Genomic DNA, 19,789 nt, shown 5'->3' with positions numbered 1-19,789 from the left:
GCGCCATGAAATGCCCTTTTTGCAACCACCCGGAAACCCAGGTGATGGAAACCCGCGTGGCCGAAGACGGCAGCTTCACCCGCAGGCGACGCCAGTGCGCCGCCTGCGCCAAGCGCTTTACCACCTATGAGCGCCCGGACGTGAACTTCCCCATGGTGGTGAAGAAAGACGGGCGGCGCACCGAATACAACCGCAACAAGCTCAAGGACTCGCTGACGCTGGCGCTGCGCAAGCGCCCGGTGCCCGCCCCGGCCATCGATGCGGCGATCGAGCATGTGGAGGAGCAGCTCCTCAACGCCGGTTCGCGGGAGGTGCCCTCCAGCCGCATCGGCGAAATGGTGATGCAGGAGCTGCACCAGCTCGACAAGGTGGCCTACATCCGCTTTGCCAGCGTGTACCGCAGCTTCGAGGATGTGGACGACTTCAAAAATCTGGTGGACGCGGTGCGCTGACCCTGCCTGCTTTGGCGCTCTCGACAAAAACCCGCTGCACGAACTACGCGCAGCGGGTTTTCTTTTAAAAAAGGAGCTTGTACCGCTGATAAATAAAGGATTTCAGGGCCATTTACCCTTGAAACCCTTTATTCATCATCGGAAATAGCTCCTTTTATGTTCTAACGGTGGCTGATGCGCCGCACCAGCCAGTCGCCCAGGCTTTGAATGATCTGGACGAAGACGATCAGGATCAACACCACCGCCAGCATCACGTCCGGCAGGAAGCGCTGGTAGCCATAGCGGATGCCCAGGTCGCCCAGGCCGCCGCCGCCGACGGCCCCGGCCATGGCGGAGTAGCCGGTCAGGCTCACCAGGCTGATGGTCAGCGCCGCGACGATGCCGGGCATGGCCTCGGGCAGCAGCACCTTGAAGACGATTTGCCCGGTCGTGGCCCCCATGGACTGGGCTGCCTCGACCAGACCGGCATCGACCTCGCGCAACGCGGTTTCCACCAGACGGGCGATGAAGGGCGCGACCGCCACGGTCAGGGGCACCACGGCGGCCCAGGTGCCGATGGAAGTGCCCGTCACCCAGCGGGTGAACGGGATGATGGCAACCAGCAGAATGATGAACGGCGTGGAACGGGCGGCATTCACCAGCCCGCCGACGATGGCGTTCAGCGGCGTGTTCTCCAGCACGCCGCCGCGATCGGTCAGGCGCAAAAACACGCCCAGGGGGATGCCGAAGGCCGCGCCCAGCACGCCGGAGACACCGACCATGATGACCGTCTCCCACAGGGCTTCGACGAACAGCTCCAGCATCATGGCGGAAAAATTCTCAAACATCGCCGCTTCCTTTCTGCTGCTGGCGCACCTGCACGCCGCTGCGCTGCAAATAAGCAATGGCCGCATCGATTTGCACCGCCGCCCCGCTGGCAAACACCGCCAGCGAACCGAAGGTCTGGCCCTGGATTTCGTCGATCTGGCCGTGCAGGATGGACAAGTCCAGCCCCAGTTCCCGGATCAGGTGCGACAGCACCGGCTGGTAGGCCGAATCGCCCGCGTAGGACAGACGCAGCAACTGCCCGCTCTCGCCGGCCGGCAGGCTCTGGGTAAGTGCTTGCACACGCGCCTGCACGCTGGCGGGCAGTTCCTGCGGAACGATTTCGTCGATCAGGCTTTCGGTGATCGGCTGGGTGGGGTTGGTGAACACGTCCAGCACGGAACCCAGCTCCACCACCTGCCCGGCCTCCATCACGGCGACACGGTCGGCAATCTGCTTGATGACCTGCATCTGGTGGGTGATCAGCACCACGGTCACGCCCAGCTCCCGATTGACCTGGCGCAGCAGGTCGAGGATGGAGCGGGTGGTTTCCGGGTCGAGCGCACTGGTGGCCTCGTCCGACAGCAGCACGCGCGGGTTGCTGGCCAGCGCCCGGGCAATGCCCACCCGCTGCTTCTGCCCGCCGGAGATCTGTGCCGGGTAGCGGTCGGCCAGATGCGCCAGGCCGACCAGCTCCAGCAGCGGCGTGATGCGCCGGGCGATTTCCGTGCGGCCCACACCGGCCAGTTCCAGCGGCAACGCCGCGTTGTCGAACACGGTGCGCGAGGACAGCAGGTTGAAGTGCTGGAACACCATGCCGATTTCCTGGCGAGCCTGACGCAGTTGCGCCTCCGACAGTTGCAGCAGATCGCGGCCATTGACCAGCACCTTGCCGGCAGTGGGGCGGTTAAGCAGGTTCATGCAGCGCACCAGCGAGCTTTTGCCCGCGCCGCTGCGCCCGATGATGCCGAAGACTTCCCCCGCCCGGATCTGCAAGTCGATGTCCCTGAGCGCATGCACCGGCCCCTGCGGGCCGGCGTAGGTCAGGGATAAATCCTGAATATCTATCATGGAGTCTGGAGATACAGACCGCCTTGCGGCCAGCCTGAATAAAACTGCGAAAAACCCGCCATCATGCCGAAAAAATGGAGTTCTATTGCGAGGCTACGCAAAAACTTGGCTGAAAAAACGTCTTTAACGCCAGGAGCTTGAACTCAACGCTCGTACGGCTGGTCGGCAAACAGGCCGCGCAAGCCCAGCTCCTGCTCTTTCTCGGTGCCTTTGTAGATTTGCTGCAACCAGCGTTTCAGGGCATTGGCCGCCTGGCTGGAACGCTCACCGGTCGCAAAGCTTTCCTCCAGCACCTGCCCCCCGGAATGCACGCGCACCAGAACGCCGCGCGAAACGGCCAGGCGCTCGAAGGTTTCGATGGGGGCCTGGAACACCACCTGCTCCTTGTCCGGCTGCTCGGCAGCCAGGGAGCGCACCCGCATCGGGCCAAAGGGACGGGCATCGAACTCCACCATTTCCACCGGCGCATGGCCGCTGCGCGTAAAGCCCATGCTCAGGAGGGCCTGCCTGGGCTTGTCCTTGCTCCAGGTCAGGCCCAGCGTTGGGCAATGCAGGGCATTGCCGCAATCCAGCGGCAGCGGGGTAAACTGCGCCCGGATCGCCTCGCCCTGCGCATTGCGCTGCACCTGCACGCCATCGACCGCATTCCCCGGCGCCGGTGTGCCGGCACACCCGGCCAAAGCCAGCCCCAGGGCCAAAGCGGATAAAACCTTGCTTCGCTTCATCGTGTTCTCCCAAATACGGGCGGTAGTGTCGCACCTATTGATACGCCACAAACCTGAGCAATCACTCTACGTTTTTATAATATGAGAATATGCCGAGATAGATTGATAAGAATTTCATCTTTACCGCCATGCGCCTGACTTCCCTGACCGACTTCTCCCTCCGCCTGCTGATGCACGTGGCCCAACACTCCGATCGCCTGTGTACGATTGCCGAAGTCGCGCAAGCCCAGCAGATTTCGCAAACCCACCTGATGAAAGTCACCCACCAGCTGGCCCTGCAAGGGTGGCTGATCACCGTGCGCGGCAAAGGGGGCGGCATCCGTCTGGCCCACCGGCCGGAAGACATCCACATCGGTGCGGTCGTGCGCAGCATCGAGCCGAGCATGGCCCTGGTCGAATGCTTTCTGGACGACTCCAGCAGCTGCCTGCTGGCAGGCAACTGCCGCCTGACCAATATCCTGGACGGGGCGCTCAAAGCCTTTCTGACGCACCTGGACCAATACACCCTGGCCGACCTGCTGCCCGGCCTGCCCAAGCTGCAAGTGCCCACGCCGCTGGAGCCGACCATCATCCACCGGGCCAAGAAAGAAGAAGTCCAGGACTAAGAACCTGTTCACGATCTCTGCGCGGGTGTGCAGTCGCGGCTTCGGGCGCTCTGCGTCGTTGCAAATCCTCGCCATAGCACCGCTATGGCTTGCGGTTTACGCCTAGCAGATCATCCCGATCCGCTTCCCGCCCCCCTTCGCGCCGAGATCGTGAACAGGTTCTAACGCCGGCCATCAAAAAAGAGAGCTTCTACCGCTTGATATACAAAGATTTCAGATGGTTTTTTATCTGAAATCTTTGTATATCAAGCGGTAGAAGCTCTCTTTTTAGCTAAATAGTTCCGATCTCAATCCAGCAAGGAAAGATCGCGCACCGCGCCCTTGTCGGCGCTGGTGACCAGCTTGGCATAGGCCTTGAGCGCAGCCGAGACTTTGCGCGGGCGCGGCTGGGCGGGCTTCCAGCCCTGGGCATCCTGCGCGGCGCGGCGGCGGGCCAGTTCCTCGTCGCTAACCAGCACGTCGATGCTGCGGTTGGGAATGTCGATGCGGATGCGGTCGCCGTTCTGCACCAGGCCGATGGCGCCGCCCGCCGCCGCCTCGGGCGAGCAGTGGCCGATCGACAGGCCCGAGGTGCCGCCGGAAAAACGGCCATCGGTCAGCAACGCACAGGCTTTGCCCAGCCCTTTGCTCTTGATGTAGCTGGTGGGGTAGAGCATTTCCTGCATCCCGGGGCCACCCTTCGGGCCTTCGTAGCGCACCACCACCACGTCGCCGGCCTTGACCTTGTCGCCCAGGATGTTGGCCACGGCCTCGTCCTGGCTTTCAACCACATGGGCAGAGCCTTCGAACACCAGGATGGAATCGTCCACCCCGGCGGTTTTCACCACGCAGCCATCCAGCGCGATGTTGCCGGTCAGGATGGCCAGCCCGCCTTCCTTGCTGAAAGCGTGGTCGTAGGAGCGGATGCAGCCCAGGGCGCGATCCAGGTCCAGGCTGGGCCAGCGGGCGTTCTGGCTGAAGGCCACCTGGGTCGGAATGCCGCCGGGACCGGCCTTGAAGAAGGTATGCACGGCCTCGTCCTGGGTACGCACCACATCCCATTGCGCCAGGGCATCGCCCAGCGTTTTGGCATGGACGGTGGGCACGTCGGTATGCAGCTTGCCGGCGCGTTCCAGCTCGCCCAGGATGGCGAAGATGCCCCCGGCGCGGTGGACGTCCTCGATGTGGTACTTCTCGGTATTCGGGGCCACCTTGCACAGCTGGGGCACGCTGCGCGAGAGGCGGTCGATGTCCTGCATGGTGAAGGCGATCTCGGCCTCCTGGGCAATCGCCAGCAGGTGCAGGATGGTGTTGGTGGAGCCGCCCATGGCGATGTCCAGCGTCATGGCGTTTTCAAAGGCCTTGAAGCCGACCGAACGCGGCAGGATGCTGGCGTCTTCGCCCTCGTAATACTGGCGGGCCATTTCCACGATGCGCTGGCCTGCGCGTTTGAACAGCATTTCACGGTCGGCATGGGTGGCCAGCACGGTGCCGTTGCCCGGCAGGGACAGGCCCATGGCTTCGGTCAGGCAGTTCATGGAGTTGGCGGTGAACATGCCCGAGCAGGAGCCGCAGGTCGGACAGGCGCTGCGCTCCACCTCGGCCACCACGTCGTCGCTGGCCTGGTCGTCCACGGCCATGACCATGGCATCGACCAGATCGAGCTTGCGGGCATGGAAGGTTTTGGTCTGCGGGTTCAGCAACTGCACCTTGCCCGCTTCCATCGGGCCGCCGGAGACAAAAATCGCCGGGATGTTCAGGCGCATGGCGGCCATCAGCATCCCCGGGGTGATCTTGTCGCAGTTGGAGATGCACACCATGGCATCGGCGCAGTGGGCATTGACCATGTATTCGACCGAGTCGGCAATCACGTCGCGGCTGGGCAGCGAATACAGCATCCCGTCGTGGCCCATGGCGATGCCGTCATCGACGGCAATGGTGTTGAACTCCTTGGCGACGCCGCCGGCGGCCTCGATCTCGCGGGCGACCAGCTGGCCCATGTCCTTCAGATGCACGTGCCCGGGCACGAACTGGGTGAACGAGTTCACCACCGCGATGATGGGCTTCTGGAAGTCGGCATCTTTCATGCCCGTGGCACGCCACAGGGCGCGGGCGCCGGCCATATTGCGGCCAGCGGTGGAAGTTTTGGAGCGGTAAGCAGGCATAGCACGTCTCATGTAAAGCGAAAGGCCCGCCTCCGGCAGGCCCGACGCTTCAATTATGTCCCAGCCCCCCTGCCGGGGACGGCCATCCATCGCTGCCAAGCGACGGCTGCCGCCTGCGTCATTAACGACTGCTGCTGTCGCTATTTGCGCCGCTGCTGACCCGTGCTGCCCAAGGCCTCGCGGGCCTTGCGCTGGCGTTCCTGCCTGCGCTCGTCCATGCGTTCCTGCGCCTTGCGCCGGGTCAGCCCGGATGCGTCGGCATACGCCCACCAGGCCGCCGTTGCCCCGAACAGGCCCAGCACCCACCACCACGATAGCTGCGCCACCCAGCCGATGGTGAAAATCTCCTGGTGTGCCAAGCCTTTGAACACGGCCAAAGCCACGGCGATCCACAATAACCACATACCACTTCCCTTTTTCAAAAAACAACGGCACCGGCCACCGCCAACAGCCGTCCGATGCCCCAGCGAATTGCCTGGTTTGTCAGTTTTTCGCAAGGCAGTTTTGCAAAAAATGCAAAAAAGCATACTTTCAGGAGACAAACCCATGCCCCATTCCACGCCCCATTACGCCGATTTTTACCGCCAATCCATCGCGCCGGAAACGCGCGACGCATTTTGGCTGGAACAGGCCCAGGCCATCGACTGGCACCAGCCCCCCCAGCAGGCCTGCGATTACCACAACCCGCCCTTTGCCCGCTGGTTTGCCGATGGGCAACTGAACCTGTGCCACAACGCCGTCGATCGCCATCTGGCCGCACGGGCCGACCAGCCGGCGCTGATCGCGGTTTCGACCGAAACCAACACCGAGCAGGTCTACACCTTCGCCCAGCTGCACGCCGAAGTGCAGCGCATGGCCGCCGTGCTGCAATCCTTTGGCGTGGGCAAGGGCGACCGGGTGCAGATCTACATGCCCATGATCGCCGAGGCCGCCTTTGCCATGCTGGCCTGCGTGCGCCTGGGGGCCATCCACAGCGTGGTGTTCGGCGGCTTTGCCGCGGTGTCGCTGGCTTCGCGTATCGACGACGCCCAGCCCAAGGTGGTCATCAGCGCCGACGCCGGTTCGCGCGGCGGCAAGGCCATTGCCTACAAACCGCTGCTCGATGAGGCGCTGGCGCTGGCCCGGCACAAACCGGCAGCGGTGCTGCTGGTCGATCGGGGCCTGGCCCCCATGGAGCTGCAGGCCGGGCGCGACCACCTGTGGGGCACGCTGCGCCAGCAGCACCTGGATGCCCAGGTGCCCTGTACCTGGGTACAGGCCACCGACCCCAGCTACATCCTCTATACCAGCGGCACCACCGGCAAGCCCAAGGGCGTGCAGCGCGATACCGGCGGCTATGCGGTGGCGCTGGCCTCCAGCATGCAGCACATCTTCCATGCGCAGGCGGGGCAGACCTTTTTCTCGACCAGCGACATCGGCTGGGTGGTGGGGCACAGCTACATCATCTACGGCCCGCTGATTGCCGGGATGGCCACCATCATGTACGAGGGGCTGCCCGTGCGCCCGGATGCCGGCATCTGGTGGAGCCTGGTGGAAAAGTACCGCGTCACCCACATGTTCTCGGCCCCCACCGCCGTGCGGGTGCTGAAAAAACAAGACCCGGCCTACCTGAAGAAGTACGATCTCTCCAGCCTGCAGGCGCTGTGGCTGGCCGGCGAGCCGCTGGACGAGCCGACCGCCCAATGGATCAGCGAGGCGCTGCAAGTGCCCATCGTGGACAACTACTGGCAGACGGAAACCGGCTGGCCCATCCTCACCGTGTGCAACGGCGTGGAAAAGCAGGCCAACCGTTTCGGCAGCCCGGGCAAGGCGGTGTATGGCTACAACGTCAAGCTCATCGACGAGGCCACGGGCCAGCAGTTGCAGGAGCCGAACCAGAAAGGCGTGCTGGCCATCGAAGGGCCGCTGCCCCCGGGCTGCCTGCAAACCGTGTGGGGCGACGACGAGCGCTTCATCACCACCTACTGGAGCAGCATTCCGGGCCGGCAGATTTACAGCACCTTCGACTGGGGCATTCAGGATGCCGACGGCTACTACTTCATCCTGGGCCGCACCGACGACGTGATCAACGTCGCCGGCCACCGCCTGGGCACCCGGGAAATCGAGGAAAGCATCAGCAGCCACCCCGGCATTGCCGAAGTGGCCGTGGTCGGCGTGGCCGACAAGCTCAAGGGCCAGGTGGCCATGGCCTTTGCCGTGGCCCGCAATGCCGACCAGGTGGCCACTGCCGAAGGGCAAGCGGCCCTGGAGGCCGAGGTCATGAAGCAGGTGGACGGCCAACTGGGCGCCGTGGCCCGCCCGGCACGGGTGCTGTTCGTCAATCTGCTGCCCAAAACCCGCAGCGGCAAGCTGCTGCGCCGCGCCCTGCAGGCCGTGGCCGAGCGGCGCGACCCCGGCGACCTGACGACGATGGAAGATCCCACAGCGCTGCAACAGGTCAAGGAACTGCTGACCACAGCCTAAAAGTCCGCCAGCAGGCAGCGCCACTACAATGCGGCGGGGCAGCAATGCCCCGCTTTTTTTATTGATTCCAGACCCCTTCGGCCCCATGCAGATTTCCCCCTCCATCTTCAAAGCCTATGACGTGCGCGGCATCGTGCCCAGTACCTTGAATGCCGACGTGGCCCGCGCCCTGGGCCGGGCCTTCGGCATGGCCGCCCGCCAGGCGCAACAGACCACCGTCGCCGTCGGGCGCGATGGCCGCCTGTCGGGGCCGGAACTGAGCCAGGCACTCATCGCCGGGCTGATGGACGTGGGGGTGTCGGTGATCGACATCGGCCCCTGCACCACCCCCATGCTGTACTTTGCCGCCAGCACGCTGTGCGCCAGCGGCATTCAGGTGACGGGCAGCCACAATCCCAAGGATTACAACGGCTTCAAGATGGTGCTGGCCGGGCGGGCCATCTACGGCGCCGAAATCCAGGCGCTGTACCAGCGCATCCAGGCGCAGGACTGGCAACTGCAAGGCGGCGCCACCTTGCGCCACGAGGACGTGCTGCCCGCCTACCGCGAGCGCATCCTGGGCGATGTGCAATTGAAGCGCCCGATGAAAATCGTCGTCGATAGCGGCAACGGCATTGCCGGGGCCACCGCGCCGGGGATTTTCCGTGCCCTGGGCTGCGAGGTGATCGAGCTGTTCTCCGAAGTCGATGGCAACTTCCCCAACCACCACCCCGACCCCAGCAAGCCGGAAAACCTGCGTGACCTGATCGACGCCTTGCAAGCCTCGGGTGCCGAACTGGGCCTGGCCTTTGACGGCGACGGCGACCGCCTGGGCATCGTCACCAGGGACGGGCAGAACATCTTCCCCGACCGCCAGCTGGTGCTGTTCGCCCAGGACGTGCTGTCGCGCAACCCCGGCGCACCGATCCTGTTCGACGTGAAGTGCAGCCAGCAACTGGCCCCGGCCATCCGCGCCGCAGGTGGCGTGCCGCATATGTACAAGACCGGCCACTCCCTGGTCAAAGCCCGCATGAAGGAGCTGGCCGCCCCCCTGGGCGGCGAGATGAGCGGCCACATCTTCTTCCAGGAGCGCTGGTTCGGTTTTGACGACGGCACCTATGCCGGCTGCCGGCTGCTGGAAATCCTGAGCGCCCACACCGACCCCAGTGCCATCCTGAACGCCCTGCCCCTGTCCCACAGCACGCCGGAACTGAACGTCGCCTGCGCCGAAGGCGAGCCGCACGCCCTGGCTGCGCAGTTGCAGGCCCTGGCCCCGCAGGCCTTTGCCGCCCCGGCGGAAATCTCCACCATCGACGGCCTGCGCGTTGATTGGCCGGATGGCTTCGGCCTGATCCGCGCCAGCAACACCACCCCGGTACTGGTGCTGCGCTTTGAAGGCCAGACCCCCGAGGCCCTGGCCCGCATCGAAACGCAGATGCTCACCCTGCTGCGCCGCGTCAAACCCGATGCGCACATCGGCAGCGCGGCCCACTGACCCCCCATTTCCCACCCATTTGGCCGCCATGCGCATCGCCCGTACCCTCTACAGCCTGCTGGCCTGGGCGGCCCAGCCGCTGCTCAAGCGCAAACTGCGCCGCCGCGCCCAGGCCGAACCGGGTTATGCCGAGGCGGTGCCCGAGCGCTTTGGCTACTACCACCCCGACAACCTGGGGCGCGACGGCGCCGGGCAATGGGTGTGGGTTCACGCCGTTTCCCTGGGCGAAACCCGCGCAGCGGCCCTGCTGCTGGACACCCTGCGCACCCATCTGCCGCAACTGCGCCTGCTGCTGACGCACAGCACTGCCACGGGCCGCGCCGAAGGGCGCAAGCTGCTGCTGCCGGGGGACGTGCAGGTCTGGCTGCCCTGGGACACCCCGGCCGCGGTGCAGCGCTTTTTGCAGCAGTTTCAGCCCCTGGTCGGCGTGCTGATGGAAACCGAAGTCTGGCCCAACCTGGTGGCCGGCTGCCAGCAGGCGGGGGTGCCCCTGGTGCTGGCCAATGCCCGGCTCAACGCCAAATCGTTTACCGGCGCCCAGCGCTGGGCGGCCCTGTCCCGTGCGGCGTACGCCGGCTTGACCGCCGTGCTGGCCCAGACCACGCAGGATGCCGAGCGGCTGCGCCATCTGGGCGCCCCGCAGCCGTCGGTGCTGGGCAATCTGAAATTCGACGTGCAGCCCGACCCGGCCCTGCTGGCCCTGGGCGCCTCCTGGCGCTCGGCCAGCCGCCGCCCGGTGCTGCTGCTGGCCAGCTCGCGCGAGGGCGAGGAAGCCATGTGGCTGGAGGCCTGGCGCAATACGCCCCTGGCCCGGCAAGTGCAATGGCTGATCGTGCCGCGCCACCCGCAGCGCTTCGATGCCGTGGCGCAACTGCTCACCGAAGCCGGTCTGCGCGTGGCCCGGCGCAGCCAGTGGGGTGAACGCCTGCCGCCGCACGATGTCGATGTCTGGCTGGGCGACAGCCTGGGCGAGATGCCCCTGTACTACGCCAGCGCCCACGCCGCCCTGCTGGGCGCCAGCTTTGCCCCGCTGGGCGGGCAGAACCTGATCGAAGCGGCGGCCTGCGCCTGCCCCATCGTGGTGGGGCCGCATACCTTCAACTTCAATCTGGCCGCCGAGCAAGCCTGCGCCTGCGGCGCCGCCCTACGGGCCGGCGACATGCCCGATGCCGTCAATCTGGCACTGGACTGGCTGCACCGCAGCGCCACCCTGGAAGCGGCCCGACATGCCGCATTGGCCTTTGCCCAGGCGCATCGCGGTGCTGCCCAGGCCCAGGCCCAGGCCATCGTGCGGGTGATGCTGGAGAAGAAATACTCCAGCGAATAACAAAATAAATAGCTGATTGCGCTCGTAAAACAAGGATTTCAGCTACTTTTCATCCTAATGTTCAATACCCACGACCCGCAGGTGCTACCGTTAAAGCATGGCGTCAAGCCCAGTTGCGTGGTGCTGCCCAGCCAGGGCCAGGGTTCGACATTGGATTTTCTCTGCCAGCGCCTGCCCGCCGTCGCTCGTGCCGACTGGTTGCGGCGCATGGCCAGCGGCGAAGTGGTCGATGAGCTGGGCCGCCCGGTCACAGCGGCCACGCCCCTGCTCACCGGCCTGCGCATCTACTACTACCGCGAAGTCGTGCAGGAACCGCCCATGCCGTTTCGCGCCGCAGTGCTGTACCAGGACGCGCACCTGGTCGTGGCCGACAAGCCGCACTTCCTGCCCGTCACGCCCGGCGGGCGCTATATCCAGAACACCCTGCTGGTGCAGTTGAAGAACCAACTGGGCCTGCCCGACCTCTCGCCCATCCACCGCATCGACCGCGACACCGCCGGGCTGGTACTGCTCGCGCCCCGACGCTGCGACCGGGGCGCGTACCAGGCGCTGTTCCGGGAGCGCAGCGTGCATAAGGTCTACGAAGCCATCGCCCCCTACCGGCCCGACATCGCCTTCCCGCGCGAACACGCCAGCCGCATGACGGAGAGCGGCCACTTCATCCGTATGCACGAAGTACCCGGCCCCCCCAACAGCCACACCCGCATCGAACTGCTGGAACACAACGCACGCTGGGCCCGCTACCGCCTGCACCCCGTCAGCGGCAAGCGCCACCAGTTGCGCGTCCACATGGCCGCCCTGGGCCTGGGGCTGCTGGGCGATGGACTCTACCCCGTGGTCGATGACGCGCCGGAAGGCGACTTCTCCCGCCCCCTGCGGCTGCTGGCGCAGGAAATTGCCTTTACCGACCCCATCACCGGGCAGGAACGCAGATTCACCAGCAGGCGCACCCTGGGCGCATTGCCGCAGTAGGCATTGACCGCAGCACGGCCCAGATCGTCCCGCTGACAAGGAGGTAATCCGTGAAAACCAGCCGCCAGAACGCACACCCCAACCTGGATACCACGCAGGGACTCAAAAGCATTCTTCATTCCAAACGGGCCAACCTTTACTACCTGGAGCATTGCCGCGTGCTGGTCAATGGTGGCCGGGTGGAATACGTGACCGACGCGGGCAAGAAAAGCCTGTACTGGAACATCCCCATCGCCAACACCACCAGCATCCTGCTGGGCACCGGCACCTCCATCACCCAGGCCGCCATGCGCGAGCTGGCCAGGGCTGGGGTGCTGGTGGGCTTTTGCGGCGGGGGCGGCACGCCGCTGTTCAGCGCCAATGAAGTCGATATCGAAGTGGCCTGGATGTCGCCGCAAAGCGAGTACCGCCCCACGGAATATCTACAGGCCTGGGTGCAGTTCTGGTTTGACGACGCGCTGCGCCTGCACGCTGCCCAACAGCTCCAGACCCGGCGGCTGCAACGCCTGCTGGCCGCGTGGAACACCCGCGCCCTGCGCGAAGCCGGTTTCACCGTCGATCTGACCCGCCTGCAAGCGCTGGTGCAACAGTTCACGCCCCGCATTGCCAACGCCCCGGACGTAACGGCGCTGCTGACCGACGAGGCGCAGCTCACCAAGGCACTGTTCAAGCTGGCTGTCGATGCCGTGGGCTACGGCGAGTTCACCCGCGCCAAGCGCGGCACGGGCACCGATGCGGCAAACCGCTTCCTTGACCACGGCAACTACCTGGCCTACGGTCTGGGCGCCACCGCCACCTGGGTGCTGGGCCTGCCGCACGGCCTGGCGGTGCTGCACGGCAAGACGCGGCGCGGCGGGCTGGTGTTCGACGCAGCCGATCTGGTGAAGGATGCGGCCATCCTGCCGCAGGCCTTTCTCTCGGCCATGCGCGGCGACGACGAGCAGCAGTTCCGCCGCCAGTGCATCGAGGCGCTGACGCACAGCGAGTCGCTGGACTTCATGATCAACACGCTCAAGGACATTGCCCTGCAAACCGCCCGGCTGGCAAAACAATCGCCGCAGGAGGGCCGCGCATGAACGTGCTGTTCGTTGCCCAATGCACCAAGAACGCCCTGACCGAAACGCGCCGCATCCTCGACCAGTTTGCCGAGCGCCGGGGCGAACGCACCTGGCAAACGCCCATCACCCAGGCCGGGCTGGACACGGTGCGCCGCCTGCTGCGCCAGAGCGCCCGCAAGAACACCGCCGTCGCCTGCCACTGGATTCGCGGGCGCGACCACAGCGAGCTGCTGTGGGTGGTGGGCGACGCCCGCCAGTTCAACGACCAGGGCGCCGTGCCCACCAACACCACCGCCCGCAACGTGCTGCGCACCGAGGACGAAAACGCCTGGCACCACCTGCCGCTGATGACGGCCCTGGCCGCGCTGGCCGCCCTGCTGCACGACCTGGGCAAGGCCACGCAGGCCTTCCAGGACCGGCTGCGCAACCCCGGCCTGCGCGAGCGCAACCACTACCGGCACGAGTGGGTGTCGGTGCGGCTGTTTCAGGCGTTCGTAGGTACGGATAGCGATGCCGACTGGCTGCAACGGCTGGCCGCCTGCGCCGAACCGGATACGGATGCGCAAGCCTTTGAAGCCCTGTGGCTGAACCACCGCCTGCTGCGGGATGGGCTGGATGAACCCCGGGCCGCGCAGCATCTGCCCTTCGCCCAACTGCCGCCGCTGGCCCAGGCGGTGGCCTGGCTGGTCTTTACCCACCACCGCCTGCCGTGCCTGCCCGTCAAGCGGCCGGATGGCAGTTGCGACAAAGACATGGACGCATCCCGCGCACAGTGGCGGCGCTTTGGCGCCCATCCCCGCTTCGTCAACGCCAACGAGCTGAACGGCATCCTGGCCCGTATCAGTGCCGACTGGAACGAACCGCGCGAACGTGCAGACCCCGCCACGGTGCAAGCGCACTGGCACTTCCCCCACGGCCTGCCGGTGGCCACGCCCGCATGGCGCAAGCAAGCCGCCCGCTACGCCCGCAAGCTGCTGGAACTCTCTGCAACGCCCTCCAGCGTGCAGGTGCTGCACGACCCCTTCGCCATGCACGTCTCGCGCCTGTGCCTGATGCTGGCCGACCACCACTATTCCAGCATCACGGACACGGCACGCCGCCAGCCTTTTCTCAATGCAGGCTATCCACTGGCCGCCAACACTATCAAAGACGATAGCTATCAGCGCTTTCCTGGTAAGCGCCAAGGCCCGATTTTCAATCAAACCCTGGACGAACACCTGCTGGGCGTCCAAGCCCACGCCACGCTGGTGGCCCGCTCGCTGCCCAGCCTGGTGCAAAGCCTGCCCGCGCTGAAAAACCACAAGCCGCTCAAAAAGCGCAGCGCCGACGCCCGCTTTGCCTGGCAGGACAAGTCCGCCGACCTGGCCGCCAGCCTGCGCACCCAGGCCACCACGCAGGGCGCTTTCATCGTCAACATGGCCTCCACCGGCTGCGGCAAGACGCTGGCCAACGCCCGCGTGATGAACGCCCTGGCCGACCCGGCCACAGGGATACGCTGCGCCTTTGCCATCGGCCTGCGCACGCTGACGCTGCAAACCGGGCGCAGCTTTCAAAACGACCTGGGACTGGGCGACGAGCAACTGGCCATCCAGGTCGGCGGCAGCGCCAGCCGTGCGCTGTTCGAATATTGGGAACAACAGGCCGAAGCCACCGGCTCCGCCTCGCGCCAGGACTTGCTGGACGAAGCGGGCACCGTGCTGTACGAAGGCAACGACCAGCACCCGCTGCTGCAACGCCTGACCGACGATGCCAAGACTCGCGCCCTGATGGCCGCCCCCTTGCTGGTCTGCACCGTGGATCACCTCACCCCCGCCACCGAAAGCCTGCGCGGCGGCCGCCAGATCGCGCCCATGCTGCGCCTCCTGAGCAGCGATCTGGTGCTGGACGAGCCGGACGATTTCGACATGGCCGACCTGCCCGCCCTCACCCGGCTGGTGCATTGGGCGGGCCTGCTGGGCAGCCGCGTGCTGCTGTCGTCGGCCACCCTGCCGCCCGCGCTGGTGGAAGGGCTGTTTCTGGCCTACCGCACCGGACGGGCGGTATTCCAGCAACACCGCAGCGAGCGGCCCCACGAGGCAGTGAACATCTGCTGCCTGTGGATCGACGAGTTTCACCAGACCGCACAAGACTGCGCCGATGGCCCCGCCTTCCGCACCGCCCACACGCAGTACGTACAAAAGCGCATCGCCCGGCTGGCACAGGCCGAAGTGCGCCGCCTGGCCCGGATTGCCACCTTGCCCGACACCTGGCACAGCATGAAAGAGGCCGAGCGGCACCAGGACTTTGCCCGCGTGGTGCTGGAGCAGGCATGGCAACTGCACCAGCAGCCGCAGAATCACGGCACCGACACCGCCAGCGGCAAGCATGTGAGCCTGGGCCTGATCCGCATGGCCAATATCGCGCCGCTGTTCGATGTGGCGCTGGCCATCTACCGGCAAGGGGCACCTGCGCCCGGCGTGCGCATCCACCTGTGCGTGTACCACTCGCAATTCCCGCTGCTGCTGCGCTCGGCCATCGAGCAGCAGCTCGACACCCTGCTCAACCGCCGCAGCCAGGACGGCCATGACCCGGCACTGCACCGCCCGGCCTTGCGTGCGCTGATCGACGCCCACCCCGAACCCCACCACCTGTTCATCGTGCTGGGCAGCCCGGTCACCGAAGTGGGCCGCGACCACGACTACGACTGGGCGGTGGTCGAGCCGTCGTCCATGCGCTCGCTCATCCAGCTCGCCGGACGCGTGCGGCGGCATCGGCCCGGGGCGGTGGACGGGGTCAATATGGTGGTGTTGGACAGCAATTTGCGGCACTACGAACACCCCGGTAAGGCGGCGTTCTGCAAACCGGGGTTCGAGGAAAAACTTCTCGGCGTAAAACCCAAGCCCTCCGATCCTGGCCCCCATGACTACGGATGGCGTTTTGGCCTGGAAACACATCAGGTCTCCCTCCTTTTCCCAGAGTTGGGGCGTGGCTCAACACCGATAGATGCCCGCCCACGTATCGGATCAAAAGCTCCCCTAAAGCCGGAGCACTATCTACTGGACTTGGAGTTGGCACGCATGCAAGACGCCATGCTGGTGAGAACCAAGCAAGGGACTTTCTCCACCACTGTCAAACGTAATGCAACCCTGCATTGGTATGAGCCGGATTCCGATCACCCTCGAACTCTGTGGCTCACCGGCCTGCTGCCGCAGTACCAGCGCTTTCGGCATGACGATGTGGCACGCGAAGATGTGGCGTTGCTACCCGACGAGGATGAAGAAACGCTGCGCTTGCACCGCGTGGAGGATGGAACACGCCGTGGCGACAAGCTGTATGTGTCCGTACACGAAAGCCTGTGCCACGCAATGCCTGAGGCGGGGCTGAAATCCCCGAGTGTTTCGCCCTGGCCATCCGTGAGCCTGATGGATGAATTACTCACCCTGGCGCAAGCACAGGGGCTATCGCTACAGCAATGCGCCCAGCGCTATGCCATCGCCAGCCTGCCCGCCCACCGCGACGGCTGGCTGTTCCACGAATCGTTGGGCTTTACCGTCAAAAAGTGAGTTTGTCAGGCTGGTTGCAGCGCCATGGGATGCACCGCCATCACCGCCGTCTGTAACACCTCGTCCAACTCCGCCACGCGCAGGTCGTAGGCTGTTTGCAGGTTCAGCCACGACTGCGTATCGCCGCCAAAAAAGCGGCTCAGGCGCAAGGCCGTATCGGCCGTCACGCCGCGCCGCTCCAGCACGATGTCGTTGATGCGCGAGGCCGGCACATGCAGCTGCCGCGCCAGGGCGTTGGCACTCATGCCCATGGGCTTGAGGTAGTCCTCGCGCAGCACCTCGCCGGGGTGGACGGGGCGCATACCGTTTTTAAACATCTGTTTCGCCTTCCTTTGCGCTGCCTATACGGCAGTGAACCAGATTCCACTGATAGCCGATGGCCGCCAGTTTTTCTAAGCTGCCTATACGGCAGTGAACGCGCAAACGATGCAGGCGCTCATCATCGACGATTTCTAAGCTGCCTATACGGCAGTGAACGGATCGCTTCAATTTTGACTGGTTTGGTGATTTTTCCAAGCTGCCTATGCGTTAGCCAACAAAATGTGTACGAACAAGTGACGCACATCATTTTCTGAGCTGTCTACTCGATAAAGCTACGCATGCCATGGCATATTGCAATCAAATATGTAAAGGAGGAACGATGGCATCACCACCTCGAATAGAAATGTCCTGGAAAGACGCAATAGCGACCTTCATCAGCGAACGCTTGAAAACTAAACTCGAAAAACTCAAGGATGATGATCCCAAACGTCCTGAACTTCTCGAGCAGCACAATCTGAACACATGGATTGCCGACGCATCCCGTCGAGTGGTCCAAATCCAGGCCGTCACCCACTCCCTCAAACCCATTCACCCCGACGCGCGAGGCACCAACCTTTACGTGGAACCTGCCAACCTGCCGGCGCTGGCCGAACTCGGCAGCCACGCACTGGGCGAACATTTCGTGGGCGACGTGGTGGGTAACGCCGCCGCGCTGGATGTATACAAATTCCTCAAACTGGAAGTGAACGGGCGCAGCCTGCTCGCTGCCCTGTTGGCGCAGGATGCCGATGCCCTGGCTGCGCTGGACACCGACCCTAGACAAGCCCAGGCGTTGCGTGACGCTTTTGTATCGCTGACCCAGCCACGTGCTGGCGGGCCCAGCAGCCACTCCCTTGCCAAGCAGTTGTACTGGCTGACCGGCGACGACGCTTGCGCAGATGCGGACTACACCCTGCTGGCACCGCTGTACGCCACCTCGCTGGCCCATGCGGTACACACCCAGGTGCAGGAAGACCGCTTTGGCGAAGCCAACAAGGCGGCCCGCCAGGCCCGGCGTGAACGTAAGGCACATGACGGCGTGTTCCACGATTACCCTGGCCTAGCCGTACAGAGCATGGGGGGGACGAAACCCCAAAATATCAGCCAGCTCAATAGCGAGCGTCGGGGTATGAACTATCTGTTCTCGTCGCTACCGCCGCAGTGGCAAGCCAGCACGGTACGTCTGCCGGTGCATGTGGAGTCAGTGTTTGACCGCCTGTTTATCGCCCGCCCGGAAGTGCGCCACACGGTGCAGGTGCTGCGGCGGTTTCTGGAGTCCGACCCCGAGCCAAACCTGGCTACGCGCCAACACCGCGAAGCCCTGCTGGATACGCTGTTGGACGAACTGGTATCGCTGGCTGCTGAGTTGCAGCAGTTGCTGCCTCCAGGATGGAGCCGTGATGACGAACGGTTTGAAAAGCTCGACGACAACCAAAAACTCTGGCTAGACCCATTACGCGCGGAACTGCCGGAAGAAGCTGAATTCGCCAGCAAATGGCTATGGATGGACTGGCCCGCAGAAATCGGAAAAGCCTTCGCTCGCTGGGTCAACGAACAACTGCGCGACAGGCTGCCCGTAGGCGATGCCGAGGCCCGCGAGTGGGAAAAAGTGCTGTTGACCGATGAGGATGGCTTCAAGCAACAGTTGCGCGAACTGCGTGACACTCTGGATGCGCCGCACTACCTCTCCATCCGCAAAACACATGCGGAGTTGGTCGCACTGCGAGAGGAGAACCCATGAGCCAACAACATCCTCAAGCCATCCTTGTGCTGCCTCGCCTGCGCATCCAGAACGCTAATGCCATTGCCAGCCCGCTCACCCACGGTTTCCCATCCATCACCGCCTTTACCGGCCTGATGTGGGCGCTGGAGCGCAAACTGACCCCAGCAGGTGTCCCGCTGCGGCTGCAGGCCATCGGCGTCGTGTGCCACCACCACCAGGAGCAGGTCACGCAAGGTTATGTGCGCAGTTTCAACCTGACGCGCAATCCGGTAGACAAGAACGGCAGCACTGCCGCCATCGTCGAAGAAGGCCGTATGCACCTGGAAATCACCCTGGTACTGGCCGTGTCGGAAAAACGCCTGCCCGATACACCGGCGGCCCTGGTGCAGGGCAACGATGCCCAACTGGCCTGCTGGGCACGGATCGCGGGCGACATGCTGGCCGGTATGCGCATAGCCGGCGGCAGCGTACTGCCCTCGCGCCCCGTGCCGGGCAAGCGGGTGCGGCCGTGGATGGCCATCGTGCCCGACGACGCCGAGGCCGCTGCCGCAGAGTTCCGCCAATGGCGCAGGCAATGGCTGCCCGGCTTTGCGCTGGTGGGACGCGACGACCTGCTGGCCGAGCGTCTGCAACACCTGCGCACCACCCAGCCCGAAGCCACGCTGCTCGATGCCTGGCTGGATGCGTCCCGGTTCAACCACCAGCCCTTGCCCAGCGCAGATGGCTCCCCCACGCCCGACGGCAAAGTCGCATGGGGTGATCCGCTGCGCCCCAAGGGCAGCGGCTGGGTCGTGCCCATTCCTGTGGGTTACGCCGCTTTGACCCCAGAGACGCACCCCGCAGGCACGGTGCGCAACGCCCGCGATGCCACTGTGCCGTTGCGCTTCGTGGAATCGGTTTATTCGCTGGGCGAATGGGTCAGTCCGCATCGGCTGAACAGCCTGGCCGAACTGCTGTGGCAGTCTGAAACCGACGAAGCCCAAGGCCTGTACCGCTGCCGCAATGGCTACCGGCCCAACCCACAGCCAGGCAGTCAGAGTGACGCATCCGAAGGCTGGGATGACGCCGACGCCTATGACTACACCTGACACCTCCTGCCCCTTTCGTACCCCATTTCTCAAGGATTGAC

At 64.7% G+C, this 19,789-nt stretch carries 16 protein-coding genes; 10 read left to right on the top strand and 6 right to left on the bottom strand.

What is annotated here, in order from left to right; all coding sequences use genetic code 11:
- Positions 1–5: 5 nt before the first annotated feature.
- Positions 6–452, top strand: a complete 447-nt coding sequence (gene nrdR, locus ACFO3A_RS14185; RefSeq protein WP_377727647.1) for a transcriptional regulator NrdR — start codon at positions 6–8, stop codon at positions 450–452.
- A gap of 161 nt (positions 453–613) precedes the next feature.
- On the opposite strand, the gene ACFO3A_RS14180 is transcribed toward nrdR, so the two are convergent.
- From ACFO3A_RS14180 to ACFO3A_RS14170, 3 genes are all read right to left on the bottom strand, one after another.
- Complete coding sequence (locus tag ACFO3A_RS14180) at positions 614–1,279, bottom strand: methionine ABC transporter permease (protein WP_377727644.1); 666 nt, start codon at positions 1,277–1,279, stop codon at positions 614–616.
- Positions 1,272–2,327, bottom strand: coding sequence for a methionine ABC transporter ATP-binding protein (locus tag ACFO3A_RS14175; protein WP_377727642.1), 1,056 nt, complete (start codon positions 2,325–2,327; stop codon positions 1,272–1,274). The genes ACFO3A_RS14180 and ACFO3A_RS14175 overlap by 8 nt, the downstream gene beginning before the upstream one ends.
- Before the next feature lie 143 nt (positions 2,328–2,470).
- Positions 2,471–3,052, bottom strand: a complete 582-nt coding sequence (locus ACFO3A_RS14170; RefSeq protein ID WP_377727640.1) for a hypothetical protein — start codon at positions 3,050–3,052, stop codon at positions 2,471–2,473.
- A gap of 128 nt (positions 3,053–3,180) precedes the next feature.
- Between ACFO3A_RS14170 and ACFO3A_RS14165 the strand changes: the two genes are divergently transcribed.
- Positions 3,181–3,657: an RrF2 family transcriptional regulator gene (locus tag ACFO3A_RS14165; RefSeq protein WP_377727638.1), complete on the top strand. Its 477-nt coding sequence runs from the start codon at positions 3,181–3,183 to the stop codon at positions 3,655–3,657.
- Between the two features lie 287 nt (positions 3,658–3,944).
- Here ACFO3A_RS14165 and ilvD read toward each other — a convergent pair whose 3' ends face one another.
- Positions 3,945–5,801 (bottom strand): dihydroxy-acid dehydratase, encoded by a 1,857-nt coding sequence (gene ilvD, locus ACFO3A_RS14160; RefSeq protein ID WP_377727636.1) that lies wholly within the window; start codon positions 5,799–5,801, stop codon positions 3,945–3,947.
- A 140-nt stretch (positions 5,802–5,941) separates the two neighbouring features.
- A complete protein-coding gene (locus tag ACFO3A_RS14155) occupies positions 5,942–6,205 on the bottom strand; it encodes a TIGR04438 family Trp-rich protein (protein WP_377727633.1) in 264 nt (87 codons plus the stop codon).
- 142 nt (positions 6,206–6,347) lie between these two features.
- Here ACFO3A_RS14155 and ACFO3A_RS14150 point away from each other — a divergent pair, with 142 nt between their 5' ends.
- The 6 genes from ACFO3A_RS14150 (at position 6,348) to cas3f (ending at position 16,637) form a co-directional block, all read left to right on the top strand.
- The gene (locus ACFO3A_RS14150) at positions 6,348–8,264 is read left to right on the top strand and encodes a propionate--CoA ligase (RefSeq protein ID WP_377727631.1); all 1,917 of its coding nucleotides are present in this window, start codon (positions 6,348–6,350) and stop codon (positions 8,262–8,264) included.
- A gap of 85 nt (positions 8,265–8,349) precedes the next feature.
- On the top strand, positions 8,350–9,738 hold the full coding sequence (locus tag ACFO3A_RS14145; protein ID WP_377727629.1) for a phosphomannomutase/phosphoglucomutase: 1,389 nt from the start codon (positions 8,350–8,352) through the stop codon (positions 9,736–9,738).
- A 28-nt stretch (positions 9,739–9,766) separates the two neighbouring features.
- Entirely contained in the window at positions 9,767–11,065 is a 1,299-nt protein-coding gene (locus tag ACFO3A_RS14140; RefSeq protein WP_377727627.1) for a 3-deoxy-D-manno-octulosonic acid transferase, read from the top strand.
- Between the two features lie 57 nt (positions 11,066–11,122).
- Positions 11,123–12,037 (top strand): pseudouridine synthase, encoded by a 915-nt coding sequence (locus ACFO3A_RS14135; RefSeq protein ID WP_377727624.1) that lies wholly within the window; start codon positions 11,123–11,125, stop codon positions 12,035–12,037.
- Between the two features lie 50 nt (positions 12,038–12,087).
- Positions 12,088–13,113, top strand: a complete 1,026-nt coding sequence (gene cas1f, locus ACFO3A_RS14130; protein ID WP_377727622.1) for a type I-F CRISPR-associated endonuclease Cas1f — start codon at positions 12,088–12,090, stop codon at positions 13,111–13,113.
- The gene (gene cas3f / locus ACFO3A_RS14125) at positions 13,110–16,637 is read left to right on the top strand and encodes a type I-F CRISPR-associated helicase Cas3f (RefSeq protein WP_377727619.1); all 3,528 of its coding nucleotides are present in this window, start codon (positions 13,110–13,112) and stop codon (positions 16,635–16,637) included. Before cas1f ends, cas3f begins: the two co-directional genes overlap by 4 nt.
- Before the next feature lie 5 nt (positions 16,638–16,642).
- Here the strand turns inward: cas3f and ACFO3A_RS14120 are convergent, their stop codons facing one another.
- Entirely contained in the window at positions 16,643–16,954 is a 312-nt protein-coding gene (locus tag ACFO3A_RS14120) for a HigA family addiction module antitoxin (protein WP_377727617.1), read from the bottom strand.
- A gap of 347 nt (positions 16,955–17,301) precedes the next feature.
- Between ACFO3A_RS14120 and csy1 the strand changes: the two genes are divergently transcribed.
- Both csy1 and csy2 read left to right on the top strand, forming a co-directional pair.
- A complete protein-coding gene (gene csy1 / locus ACFO3A_RS14115) occupies positions 17,302–18,678 on the top strand; it encodes a type I-F CRISPR-associated protein Csy1 (RefSeq protein WP_377727615.1) in 1,377 nt (458 codons plus the stop codon).
- Positions 18,675–19,748 carry a type I-F CRISPR-associated protein Csy2 gene (gene csy2 / locus ACFO3A_RS14110; RefSeq protein ID WP_377727613.1) on the top strand — a complete coding sequence of 358 codons (1,074 nt, stop codon included), beginning with the start codon at positions 18,675–18,677 and terminating at the stop codon, positions 19,746–19,748. Before csy1 ends, csy2 begins: the two co-directional genes overlap by 4 nt.
- Positions 19,749–19,789: the final 41 nt, after the last annotated feature.

Origin of the sequence: Comamonas nitrativorans (assembly GCF_042654765.1) — a bacterium.
Taxonomy (GTDB): domain Bacteria; phylum Pseudomonadota; class Gammaproteobacteria; order Burkholderiales; family Burkholderiaceae_C; genus Comamonas; species Comamonas nitrativorans.
Note: the sequence above shows the minus strand (reverse complement) of the source record. Positions and strands in the feature narration are given on the sequence as shown.